At 58.5% G+C, this 11,967-nt stretch carries 13 protein-coding genes; 4 read left to right on the forward strand and 9 right to left on the reverse strand.

The genetic code is table 11. The features are described 5' to 3' along the window. Positions 1 to 122 precede the first annotated feature (122 nt). The 4 genes from LA04_RS18585 to LA04_RS18600 all read left to right on the forward strand — a co-directional run bounded on the left by LA04_RS18585 (position 123) and on the right by LA04_RS18600 (position 4,756). Complete coding sequence (locus LA04_RS18585) at positions 123 to 1,667, forward strand: PTS transporter subunit EIIC (RefSeq protein WP_047652680.1); 1,545 nt, start codon at positions 123 to 125, stop codon at positions 1,665 to 1,667. 12 nt (positions 1,668 to 1,679) lie between these two features. Further along, complete coding sequence (locus LA04_RS18590; RefSeq protein ID WP_047652681.1) at positions 1,680 to 3,047, forward strand: 6-phospho-alpha-glucosidase; 1,368 nt, start codon at positions 1,680 to 1,682, stop codon at positions 3,045 to 3,047. A gap of 90 nt (positions 3,048 to 3,137) precedes the next feature. Further along, a complete protein-coding gene (gene sseA / locus LA04_RS18595; RefSeq protein WP_047652682.1) occupies positions 3,138 to 3,986 on the forward strand; it encodes a 3-mercaptopyruvate sulfurtransferase in 849 nt (282 codons plus the stop codon). Continuing rightward, entirely contained in the window at positions 3,986 to 4,756 is a 771-nt protein-coding gene (locus tag LA04_RS18600; RefSeq protein WP_047652683.1) for a MurR/RpiR family transcriptional regulator, read from the forward strand. Before sseA ends, LA04_RS18600 begins: the two co-directional genes overlap by 1 nt. Positions 4,757 to 4,773: 17 nt before the next feature. Here the strand turns inward: LA04_RS18600 and sseB are convergent, their stop codons facing one another. The 9 genes from sseB to iscS form a co-directional block, all read right to left on the reverse strand. Beyond that, positions 4,774 to 5,550 carry an enhanced serine sensitivity protein SseB gene (gene sseB / locus LA04_RS18605; protein WP_047652684.1) on the reverse strand — a complete coding sequence of 259 codons (777 nt, stop codon included), beginning with the start codon at positions 5,548 to 5,550 and terminating at the stop codon, positions 4,774 to 4,776. A 62-nt stretch (positions 5,551 to 5,612) separates the two neighbouring features. Next, a complete protein-coding gene (gene pepB / locus LA04_RS18610) occupies positions 5,613 to 6,899 on the reverse strand; it encodes an aminopeptidase PepB (protein ID WP_047652685.1) in 1,287 nt (428 codons plus the stop codon). Between the two features lie 60 nt (positions 6,900 to 6,959). Then, on the reverse strand, positions 6,960 to 7,160 hold the full coding sequence (gene iscX, locus LA04_RS18615) for a Fe-S cluster assembly protein IscX (RefSeq protein ID WP_003860650.1): 201 nt from the start codon (positions 7,158 to 7,160) through the stop codon (positions 6,960 to 6,962). Between the two features lies 1 nt (position 7,161). Then, positions 7,162 to 7,497 carry an ISC system 2Fe-2S type ferredoxin gene (gene fdx / locus LA04_RS18620; protein WP_003860652.1) on the reverse strand — a complete coding sequence of 112 codons (336 nt, stop codon included), beginning with the start codon at positions 7,495 to 7,497 and terminating at the stop codon, positions 7,162 to 7,164. Position 7,498: 1 nt separating this feature from the next. Then, on the reverse strand, positions 7,499 to 9,349 hold the full coding sequence (hscA, locus tag LA04_RS18625; protein ID WP_047652686.1) for a Fe-S protein assembly chaperone HscA: 1,851 nt from the start codon (positions 9,347 to 9,349) through the stop codon (positions 7,499 to 7,501). Between the two features lie 14 nt (positions 9,350 to 9,363). Beyond that, the gene (gene hscB, locus LA04_RS18630; protein ID WP_047652687.1) at positions 9,364 to 9,879 is read right to left on the reverse strand and encodes a co-chaperone HscB; all 516 of its coding nucleotides are present in this window, start codon (positions 9,877 to 9,879) and stop codon (positions 9,364 to 9,366) included. A 79-nt stretch (positions 9,880 to 9,958) separates the two neighbouring features. Then, positions 9,959 to 10,282 carry an iron-sulfur cluster assembly protein IscA gene (iscA, locus tag LA04_RS18635; RefSeq protein ID WP_003860659.1) on the reverse strand — a complete coding sequence of 108 codons (324 nt, stop codon included), beginning with the start codon at positions 10,280 to 10,282 and terminating at the stop codon, positions 9,959 to 9,961. Positions 10,283 to 10,295: 13 nt separating this feature from the next. Then, the gene (iscU, locus tag LA04_RS18640; RefSeq protein WP_003860661.1) at positions 10,296 to 10,682 is read right to left on the reverse strand and encodes a Fe-S cluster assembly scaffold IscU; all 387 of its coding nucleotides are present in this window, start codon (positions 10,680 to 10,682) and stop codon (positions 10,296 to 10,298) included. A gap of 24 nt (positions 10,683 to 10,706) precedes the next feature. After that, on the reverse strand, positions 10,707 to 11,921 hold the full coding sequence (gene iscS / locus LA04_RS18645) for a cysteine desulfurase (RefSeq protein WP_008502157.1): 1,215 nt from the start codon (positions 11,919 to 11,921) through the stop codon (positions 10,707 to 10,709). Positions 11,922 to 11,967 lie beyond the last annotated feature (46 nt).

Genomic DNA, 11,967 nt, shown 5'->3' on the forward strand with positions numbered 1-11,967 from the left:
CATGTTACCTTTTACGTCATTTGTTTTTAAAACAAGAAGATAGCTGGCTAAGCTCGCCCGAAGGCTGCTAGTTTTATGACCATGACGCACCCCGAGTGCGCGGTTCAAAAAGAGAGAAAGCCATGAAACGAGCCGTGAACGCCCTACAAAATTTCGGAAAATCATTGTATGGACCGGTCCTTATCTTACCGATCGTCGGTCTGTTTATCGCCTTTGGTAACGTTCTGGGTAACGGTAATCTCGCTGAATACCTGCCGTTTCTGGGCCATCCGCTGATTCAGCATCTTGGTCAGCTTATCGTGAAATCTGCCGTGTCGGTGCTGGTCAACCTGGCGCTGGTGTTTGCCGTCGGGATCCCGATTGGTCTGGCGACGCGTGATAAAGGCTATGCCGCGCTGATTGGTCTGGTGACCTTTGTGGTGTTCATCAACGCCATGAACGTCACGCTGCAGCTGCAGGGCGCGCTGGCGCCAGCGGCCCAAATGAAAGCGGCCGGGCAGACCATGGTACTGGGCGTACAGGTGCTGGAGATGGGCGTTTTTGCCGGGATCCTGACCGGGGCGCTCTCCGGCTATCTGTACAACAAATACTCCGGCGTACAGTTTAACGGCGCGATGGCGATTTACTCTGGCCACTGTTTTGTCGCCATCGTCATGCTTCCCGTCTCCATGCTGCTCGGCGTGGTGATGAGTGAACTATGGCCCTTTGCCCAGCACGGTATTAGTGCCCTGGCGCTGGCCATCAAAGGCTCCGGGCCGCTTGGCGTGGCAATCTACGGTTTCCTGGAACGTATTCTGGTCCCCACCGGCCTGCACCATCTGGTTTATACGCCGTTCCTCTATACCGAGCTGGGCGGCACGCAGGAGGTGTGCGGCACAACCTATCAGGGCGCGCGCAATATCTACTTCGCCGAAATGGCTTGTCGGGAGGTGAAGCAGCTCAGCAGCACCGTGGTGTGGGATGCGCGCGGCATCAGCAAGATGTTCGGCCTGCCTGCCGCAGCCCTGGCGATGTACATGACCGCAAAGCCGGAGCGTAAAGCCATTGCGAAAGCCATTCTGATCCCGGCGGCGCTGACCTCTCTGCTGGTCGGCGTGACCGAGCCGATTGAGTTCTCCTTCCTGTTCGTCGCTCCGCTGCTGTTCGTGGTGCACGCGGTGCTGACCGGCATCGGCATGATGCTGTTCTCGCTGCTGGGCGTTCACGCCATCGGTGCCAACGGGATTATCGACTTCATCCTCTACAACCTGCCGCTCGGCACGGAGAAGTCCAACTGGCCGGTGTACATCGTGGTCGGGCTGATCATGTTCGCTCTCTACTTCGTGGTGTTCCGCTTCCTGATCCTGCGCTTCAACATGAAAACGCCGGGCCGTGAGGATGAAGATCAAGAGACGCGCCTCTACAGCAAGCAGGAGTACCAGGCGAAGGGCAATAACGACGGGCTGGGTGAATCCATCGTGGTGGGACTCGGCGGTCGGGAAAACATTGAAGTGGTGGACAACTGCTACACCCGCTTACGCGTCACTGTGAAGGATGTCGCCATTATCGACGAGCCGCGGCTGAAGGCGACCGGCGCGAAAGGGATTATCAAACAAGGTAACAACGTTCAGGTGGTCTACGGGCTGCACGTCAAAAAAATGCGAGAAGCCGTTGAGACGTTTCTCTGAAAGGAGCTAAAGATGTTTACACCCCCATTCATTCTGTCGATTGCCGGCGGCGGCAGCACCTACACGCCGGGTATTGTGAAAAGCCTGATGGTGCGCCTGCAGGATTTCCCGCTGGCCGAAATCCGCCTTTATGACATCGACGAGGCGCGCCAGAACACCATTGCGCCGGTCGTCGAAAAGGTCATCCGCGACCACAGCCAGAGCATCAAGTTCACCGTTACCAGCGACCCTGAAGTGGCCTTCAGCGGCGCGCATTTCGTCTTCGCCCAGATGCGCGTCGGCCAGTATAAGATGCGCGAGCAGGATGAGAAGATCCCGCTGCGTCACGGGGTGGTCGGCCAGGAAACCTGCGGACCCGGCGGGCTGGCCTACGGCCTGCGCACGATCCTGCCGATGGTTGAGCTTATCGATCTGGTGGATCGCTACGCGCACGAAAAAGCCTGGATCGTGAACTACTCCAACCCGGCGGCGATCGTTGCGGAGGGCGTGCGCCGGCTGCGTCCGGATGCGCGGGTGCTGAACATCTGCGATATGCCTGTCGCCGCCATGCGCAATATGGGGGCGATTCTGGGGGTCGATCGCCGCAGGCTGGAGGTGGACTACTTCGGCCTGAACCACTTCGGCTGGTTTACCCGAGTACTGGTGGACGGCGAAGACAAGCTTCCCGAGCTGCGTAAGCATATCGCGACGTTTGGCCTGCTGACGGAAGATGCGGCCAAAACCGATCCGCAGCATTCCGATCCATCATGGGTAAAAACCTGGCGCAACATTAAGCCAATCATGGACCATTTCCCGGAGTATCTGCCGAACCCGTATCTGCAGTACTACCTGATGCCGAACCAGATTGTGGAACACCAGAACCCGGACTATACCCGCGCCAATGAAGTGATGGACGGGCGCGAGAAAAAGCTGTTCGCCGCTGCCGAAGAATATAAGCGCACCGGGATCCTGCCTGATGCCTTCCACGTGGGCGTCCACGGCGAGTTTATCGTTGATGTCGCCTGCTCGCTGGCCTTTAACCTGCACAGCCGCCATCTGGTGATGGTGGAAAACCGCGGGGCGATTACCAACCTGCCTTACGATGCGGTGGTGGAGGTTCCCGCTTATATCACCTCCGAGGGTCCGGAACCGATTCGCGTCGGTCAGGTGCCGCTGTTCCATCAAACCCTTTTGCAGCAGCAGCTCGCATCTGAACAGCTGCTGGTAGAGGCGACTATCGAAGGCAGCTATGAGAAAGCCCTGCAGGCGTTTACCCTCAACCGCACCGTGCCGACCATGGAACACGCGAAGGCGATTCTGGATGAAATGATTGAGGCCAACAGCGACTACTGGCCAGCGCTGCAAAAAGCCTGGCAAGACGGCGAACCGGTGAAAAAATAGGGGCTTGCTCGCGAGTTGAACGTGGTTTGCTTGTCGGTGTCAGAAAAAACACCGACAATCCTTTTTTACGGAAAAGAATGGAGGCAACCCATGTCCACCTCATATTTTGTCGCCGCCGACTGGCTGATTGAGCACGGTGACGATCCGGAAGTTCAGATTATTGACGCGCGTATGGCCCCGGCTGGGCAGGAACACCTTCGCGATATGGTCGCGGAATACCGTGCCGGGCACCTGCCTGGCGCGGTATTTTTTGATATTGAAACCCTCTCCGATCACAACTCTCCCCTGCCGCACATGCTGCCGCGCCCGGAAGCATTTTCCGTGGCGATGCGCGAGCTGGGCGTCAGCAAAGACAAACACCTCGTTGTCTATGATGAAGGTAACCTCTTCTCCGCGCCGCGCGCGTGGTGGATGCTGAAAAACTTCGGCGTGGAAAAAGTGTCGATTCTTGCCGGCGGGCTGGCGGGCTGGAAGCGCGACGAGCTGCCGCTTCAGCAGGGTGACGTAACGCTGCCGGAAGGTGAATTCGACGCGACCTTTGACACCCACGTGGTAAAACGCCTGACCGACGTGCTGGTCGTGAGCCATGAAAAAACGGCGCAAATCGTCGATGCCCGTCCAGCGCCTCGCTTCAATGCCGAAGCGGACGAACCGCGTCCGGGGCTGAAGCGCGGACATATTCCGGGCGCGCTGAACGTGCCGTGGGGCGATCTGGTGTTTGAGGGCGAGCTGAAAACCACCGACGAGCTGCGCGCCATTTTTGACCGTGCCGGCGTTGATTTACACCGTCCAATTATTGCCAGCTGCGGCTCCGGCGTCACGGCCTGCGTGGTGATCCTGGCGCTCGCCACGCTCGGCGCGAACGACGTCACGCTATACGACGGCGCCTGGAGCGAATGGGGCGCGCGTGACGACCTGCCGGTTGAACCGGCGAAATAATGGATAATCGCCTGGCCACGCTGTTAACGCGCGGAGCGTCACTGACCCGCGCGGAGTATCGCGTCCTCGCTCACCTCACGGAGCATCCGCTGCTGGTGGGCAACATCACGGTACGCGAGCTGGCGCAGGCGACGTTTGTTTCTACCGCCACCATCATGCGGCTGTGCCAGAAGCTGGGGTTCAGCGGCTTTAGCGAGTTTATCTGGCACTGCAAGCAGCTGCTCTCCGACACGCCGCATATTGCCGCTCAGGGGCAGTCGCTTCCTGAACTCCCGGCGCTGTTTAACCAGTTTATCGCCAACTATCAGCACACCTTCCAGTGGGTCACGCAGGAAAAACGCCAGCAGTTTGCCGACCTGCTGCGCCAGAAAGAGAGCTTCTTTCTCTACGGGGCCGGGTTTTCCTATCTCTTTGCGGAGTACCTGACCAAGAAGCTGCAGGTGCTGGGCAAAACGGCGTTTATCTCCGGGCCGGGGGACAGCCGGAATATTTTCCTCAGCAATGCCGCCCGCTATCAGGTGTTTATTGCCGTCTCACGCAGCGGCGAAACGGAGCAGGTGCTGGATAAAGCGCGGATTGCCAAAAACGTTGGCATGACGATCGTCGCGTTTACCCGCGCCTCGGCCAATACGCTGGCGGGGATGGCGGACGTGCACTTCGCCCTCTATGACGAAGCGGTACACTTCGCCGCCGAAGCCGCGGGGGTGACGTCGTTTGAGTCGAATCTGGTGCTGCTGATGGATTTACTGCTGCTGGAAGCAACGGGGTGATATTCACCCCGCCGTAATCAGATGATGCGGTTGGTTTTGAGATCGCGCAGGAAGCCGCCCCAGCGACGCTCGTAGAACGGGGTGATGTGCTCGGTAATAAAGTGGCTGATGCCCTTCTCGCCGTTCTTCACCTGGCAGATATCAATCGGCTCATCGCCCGGCAGCGTGTCGGTCGCCACGCTACCCGCGGCCTGAATGATGTCGTCGATATCGCCGTCCGCCTCAATACCAATCAGCAGAACCGGATGCTCGTCCGCACGCTCTTTAATGGAGCAGAGAAACGCGCGTCTAACCGGTTTCAGGGTTTTGAACAGCGTCGTCAGGGAATCAATCATCTGCGCGGGCGGCTCGGCCACTTCAGACAGCAGCAGCGTTTCGCCCCCTTCCAGCACTTCCTGGGTGCTGAGCGGGTTGCCCTCTTCACCTATCAGATGGCTGATTTCACGCGGCGTAAACTCTTTCCCGGTCGGCAGCTTCGCGTTAAGGAACAGCGTCTGGCCCAGCGTCATTTCAAACAGGGTACGCACCGGCATCACTACGAACGCCTGTTCGTCTTCTACCGCTTCCTGCAGGGCTTCCAGCGAGGTAAAGAACGGGATCACCGAACTGCCGTCGTCTTTCTCCCAGTGCAGCAGATCCAGCGCGCTATCTTCGACAACCTGCTCACCTTCCGCCGCGGTGCCCGGCACCCAGACGGTGGATTCCAGCAGCGTGCGGAAAAATGCCGGACGGTGGGCGGGCTCGGTCGCCGCCTGCTCCAGCAGAGTTTCTAATTCGTTTTTGGTTTCGGACATAACAATTCCAGATGATGCATTTCCCCCTCTCCCCCTGGGAGAGGGGGAGAGGGCAATAACGATTACTCCGCCGTCAGCAGGTTCGCCACGGTACGCACGCCCAGACCGGTCGCGCCCGCGGACCACTGCTCAACTGCCGCTTTACGGTACGTTGCGGAACAGTCGATGTGCAGCCAGCCTTCGTGGTAGTTCTCAACGAAGTGGGACAGGAAGCCTGCCGCCGTGCTTGCACCCGCCGGGTACGCCGCGCTCGCGGTGTTGTTCAGCTCGGCAAAGTTGGACGGCAGCTGGCTGCGGTGGAACTCGGCCAGCGGCAGACGCCAGAACGGCTCGTTTTCCGCAGCGGCGCTTGCCAGCAGGCGAGCGGCCAGCTTGTCGTCGAAGCTGAACAGCGCGTGGTAGTCGTTACCCAGGGCGGTTTTTGCCGCGCCGGTCAGGGTCGCCATGTCGATAATTAGCTCTGGCTTCTGGGCAGACGCGTCGATCAGGCCATCGGCCAGCACCAGACGGCCTTCGGCGTCGGTGTTCATCACTTCGACGTTTTTGCCGTTGCGGTAGCGAATGATGTCGCCCAGCTTGAAGGCGTTACCGCTCACCATGTTGTCCGCGCAGCACAGATACAGCTTCACGCGCTTGTTCAGACCGCGGGTAATGGCGAACGCCAGCGCGCCGGTGATGGTTGCCGCGCCGCCCATGTCGGACTTCATGGAGTCCATGAACGCGCTCTGCTTCAGGCTGTAGCCGCCGGTGTCGAAGGTGATGCCTTTCCCGACCAGGCAGGCAAAGACCGGCGCCGCTTTATCGCCGGTTGGGTTGTAATCCAGAGCCAGCAGGACCGGAGGGCGCTCGGAACCACGGCCCACGGTGTGGATGCCCATGTAATTCTGCTCGCGCAGGTCTTCACCTTTGGTAATGCGATAGGACATCTTGTCGCCGGCCACGCCGCACAGCAGGTCAACCGCGCGCTGCGCCAGCTGCTCCGGACCAAGCTCTTCCGCCGGGGCGTTGATGGTGTCGCGCACCCAGTCGATGATTTGCAGGCGGCTTTCCAGCTCTTTCTGACCGGCTTCGTCGAGGTTCGCCCACTCAATTTTGCGGGTGCCTTTCGGCCCTTTGTAGCCTGCCCAGAATGCCCAGCTGCGGTCGGTGTCCCAGCCTTCGCCTTCCAGGGAGACATGCTTAATGCCCAGGCCGTCAATTTTACGCGCGGCGCGCTGGATCAGACCCAAATCGTCGTTGCCCGTCAGGTGCAGGGTTATGCCGTCATTGTTGATGCTGTAGCTGGCTTTCTCGCCCCAGCGCGCGTCGGCGGGCTGCGTCGAGAGCGTAATCTTCATCGCTTCGGTCATTTTATTTTTCCTTATTAGCAACTAGCAAACGGGCCGCCTGAAGGCAGCCCGTTATGTTATTTATTCTGCTTCATCTAACCAGACTAACAGAATCGCCTCCAGAATTTTTTCATTGGATGCGTTTGGATCGTCGTCGAAATCCTCTAAATCGCAGATCCACTGATGCATGTCGGTGAATCGTACGGTCTTCGGATCGAGATCCGGGTTCGCGTCGTAGAGCGCTTCGCCGATTTCACGGCTGTCTGTCCACTTCAGTCCCATATCAATGCTCGCGTGCGTGGTTGATGGTGTAGCGTGGGAATTCCACGACCAGATCTTCATCGGTTACCGCCGCCTGACAGCTCAGGCGGCTGTCAGGCTCCAGACCCCATGCTTTATCCAGCATGTCGTCTTCGTCTTCGGTGCTCTCAGCGAGAGAATCAAAACCTTCACGCACGATGCAGTGGCAGGTGGTGCAGGCACAGGATTTTTCACAGGCGTGTTCCACTTCGATACCTGCACGCAGGGCAACATCGAGAATGGTTTCACCGGTCTTCGCTTCCAGAACAGCGCCATCCGGACAGAGGTCCGCATGAGGCAAAATAACAATCTTTGGCATATTAAACCTCGTCCACGGACTGGCCTTTCAGCGCGACGCGGACAGATTTGTCCATGCGGCGAGCAGCAAAGTCCTGGGTTTGTTTATCAACGTTTTTAATGGCTTCTTCTATTGCGTCAGCGTCATTGCCTTCTGCTACTGCGCTTAAATGCGCGGCAGCGTCGTCAATCACCTGGCGCTCAGCGGCGCTTAACAGCGCGGCATCGGCAGCGAGCGCGCCATTCAGGCTCTCCAGCACGCGGGCGGCTTCAACTTTTTGTTCAGCCAGCATACGCGCCTTCACATCCTGCTCGGCGTAGCTCATTGAGTCCTGAATCATGGAGGCGATTTCGCCATCGGTCAGGCCGTAGGACGGCTTCACCTGGATGGACGATTCCACGCCGGTGGATTTTTCCATCGCCGTGACGCTCAGCAGACCGTCCGCATCCACCTGGAAGGTGACGCGAATATGCGCCCCACCCGCAGGCAGCGCCGGAATGCCGCGCAGCGCAAAGCGCGCCAGAGAGCGGCAGTCCTGCACCAGCTCGCGTTCGCCCTGCATTACGTGGATGGACATCGCGGTCTGGCCGTCTTTGAAGGTCGTGAACTCCTGCGCGCGCGCCACCGGAATGGTGGTGTTACGCGGGATCACTTTCTCCACCAGGCCGCCCATGGTTTCTAAACCCAGCGACAGCGGGATGACGTCCAGCAGCAGCATTTCGCTGTCCGGCTTGTTGCCGACCAGAATATCGGCCTGGACTGCGGCGCCCACGGCAACCACTTTGTCCGGGTCGATGGAGGTCAGCGGCGTGCGGCCAAAGAATTCGCCCACGCGCTCGCGCACCAGCGGCACGCGGGTCGACCCGCCCACCATGACCACTTCCAGCACCTCGTTCGCCTCAACGCCCGCATCTTTCAATGCGCGACGGCAGGCCAGCAGGGTGCGCTTCACCAGCGGGGCAATCAGATCGCTGAACTGGTCGCGGGTGATCTCACCCTGCCAGCCCGCAACGTTTACGGTAACCGTCTGCGCATCGCTCAGGGCGATTTTGGCGTCAATCGCCGCATCCAGCAGTTCACGCTGGACGCGCGCATCGCTGCGATCGCTGATGCCCGCCTGCTCGCGAATGTAGTCCGCCAGCAGATGGTCGAAGTCATCGCCACCCAGCGCGGAATCCCCGCCGGTCGCCAGCACTTCAAACACCCCACGGCTCAGGCGCAGGATCGAGATATCAAAGGTACCGCCGCCGAGGTCGTAAACCGCAATGACCCCTTCCTGACCGGAGTCGAGGCCGTAGGCAATCGCCGCCGCCGTCGGTTCGTTCAGCAGGCGCAGCACGTGCAGGCCCGCCAGACGCGCGGCGTCTTTGGTGCCCTGACGCTGTGCATCGTCAAAATAGGCCGGAACGGTGATGACTACGCCGTCCAGATCGCCGCCGAGCGTCGCCGTCGCGCGCGCCGCCAGCGCTTTGAGGATGTCGGAGGAAACGCGAATCGGGTTCAGCAGACCGGCCGCGGTCGCAATCATCGGCAGGCCGTTTTCACTGGCCTGCAGCTGATACGGCAGATGCGGATAGCGGGTCTGAATATCGGTCAGCGAGCGGCCCATCATGCGCTTCACGGAGCTGATGGTGTTGGCCGGATCGCGCGCGGCGTTGGCGCGGGCGTCATAGCCGACCGCGTGCCCCTGCTGCTGGTAGTGGACCACGGAAGGCAGCAGATGGCGGCCCTGCTCGTCAGCCAGCGTTTCCGCCTGGCCGCTGCGCACGGTCGCCACGAGGGAATTGGTGGTGCCCAGATCGATACCCACCGCCAGACGACGCTGGTGCGGTGCGGCACTTAAGCCAGGCTCACTAATTTGTAATAAGGCCATAATTGCTTCCGAAATTAAAAATCGAGCAGCTTTTCTTCGAGTTGTTCAGCACTGCTTCGCAGTTTATCGAGAAAACGGAGTTTGCGCACAGTGTCTGCCGCCACGTCCCAGGTCTCGTTGTTCAGTTGCTCCACCATCTGCTGATGGCGGGTATCGAACATGCCCTTCACGCGCGTAATAAAGCTTTCCAGACGCGCTTCGTCTTTGGCCTGTTCAATCTCATCCAGCTCTTCGCGAAGCTCCAGCTGTTCCATCAGAAACGCCGTGTCACGCACGGTGTGCTGTTCGCTCGCCAGATCGAAACCGTGGAGCAAGAGCAGATATTCAGCGCGCGCCAGCGGATGGCGCAGCGTCTGCCAGGCCTGGTTGATGGTGGCAGAGTGGGAAACCGCAGCCAGCTGTTCTGCCTGAGTACCACTCGCGAATTTATCCGGATGGTACTGACGCTGAAGATCCTGAAAACGGATTGTCAGCGCCTGGAGATCAATCGGGTATTGAGCGGGTAGTCCGAAGAGAGTGAAGTAATCCATAACAATCTCAGGGGTAGCCTGTTAGAACAAACCCCACGCGCAGCAGGTAAGCCACGGTGGGGTTTCGGATGACGCGCGGTTAAACGTGGAAGCTTTCGCCGCAACCACACTCGTCTTTGACGTTCGGGTTCGTGAACTTGAACCCTTCGTTCAGGCCTTCTTTAACGAAGTCCAGCTGAGTGCCGTTGAGGAATTGCAGGCTTTTGCCATCGACCACCACCTTCACGCCCTTGTCTTCGAACACGGTATCATCAGACGCCGGTTCATCAACAAACTCCAGTACGTAAGCCATACCAGAACAGCCGGAGGTACGTACGCCCAGTCGCAGGCCAAAGCCTTTACCACGGTTCGCCAGAAAAGAGCTTACTCGCGCGGCAGCGCTGTCGCTAAGGGTAATCGACATACTCAAACCTCAATTATTTTGCTTCACGTTTGCTTTTATAGTCCGCAATAGCGGCTTTGATCGCGTCTTCTGCCAGAATTGAGCAGTGAATTTTCACCGGTGGCAGTTCGAGTTCTTCAGCAATATCCGTGTTCTTGATTGCCTGTGCTTCGTCCAGAGACTTGCCCTTCACCCATTCGGTCACCAGGGAGCTGGACGCGATAGCAGAACCGCAGCCGTAGGTCTTGAAACGCGCGTCTTCAATGATACCTTCATTGTTGACTTTGATCTGCAACTTCATCACGTCGCCACACGCCGGTGCGCCAACCATGCCGCTACCAACAGATTCGTCGCTGTTGTCAAATGAGCCAACGTTGCGCGGGTTCTCGTAATGATCGATGACTTTTTCGCTGTATGCCATGATTGAATTCTCCTTATGTACCGATTAGTGATGTGACCATTCAATGCTGTTCAGATCCACGCCCTGCTTGAACATTTCCCACAGTGGAGAAAGGTCGCGCAGACGGCCGATGGAGTTGCGAACCAGCTTGATGGTGTAGTCAATCTCTTCTTCGGTAGTGAAACGACCTAAAGAGAAACGGATAGAGCTGTGTGCCAGCTCGTCGGTCATGCCCAGCGCGCGCAGCACGTAGGATGGCTCCAGGCTTGCAGACGTACAGGCAGAACCGGAAGAAACGGCCAGGTCTTTCAGCGCCATGATCAGCGATTCGCCTTCAACATAGTTGAAGCTGACGTTGAGGATGTTCGGTGCGCCCTGCTCGAGATCGCCGTTCAGATACACTTCTTCCATATCTTTCACGCCGTCCCACAGACGGTTACGCAGCGTGCGCAGGCGTGCCATCTCGGTTTCCATCTCTTCTTTCGCAATGCGGTACGCTTCGCCCATGCCCACGATCTGGTGAACAGGCAGCGTGCCGGAACGCATACCGCGCTCGTGACCGCCGCCGTGCATCTGTGCTTCGATGCGGATACGTGGCTTACGACGAACGTACAGCGCGCCGATCCCTTTCGGGCCATAAATTTTGTGGCCGGAGAAGGACATCAGGTCCACTTTCAGCTGGCTCAGGTCGATAGGCAGTTTGCCCACGCTCTGGGTCGCGTCCACGTGGTAGATGATACCGCGCGCGCGGCACATTTCGCCGATGGTCGCGATGTCCTGAACGACGCCGATTTCGTTGTTAACGTGCATGATAGAAACCAGAATGGTGTCATCACGCATGGCCGCTTCGAGCTCTTTCAGGTCGATGATCCCGTTGCTCTGTGGCGCCAGGTAAGTCACTTCGTACCCTTCACGCTCCAGCTGGCGGCAGGTATCCAGCACGGCTTTGTGTTCGGTTTTGCTGGTGATGATGTGCTTGCCTTTTTTCTGATAAAAGTTGGCTGCACCTTTGATCGCCAGGTTGTCGGATTCGGTCGCACCGGAGGTGAATACAATCTCACGCGGGTCGGCACCCACCAGGTCAGCAATCTGATTACGGGCGATATCAACCGCCTCTTCAGCATGCCAGCCAAAACGGTGTGAACGGGAAGCTGGGTTACCAAAGTTTCCGTCCAGGGTCAGACACTGCATCATTTTCTCGGCAACACGCGGGTCCACCGGCGTGGTTGCGGAGTAATCGAGATAAATCGGTAATTTCATTGCTCTTTAAACTCCGTACATCGCTTCAATGCAAGGAATCAGGCAA

Origin of the sequence: Enterobacter sp. UCD-UG_FMILLET (assembly GCF_000762975.1) — a bacterium.
In the GTDB taxonomy this organism is placed as follows: Bacteria; Pseudomonadota; Gammaproteobacteria; order Enterobacterales; family Enterobacteriaceae; genus Enterobacter; species Enterobacter dykesii.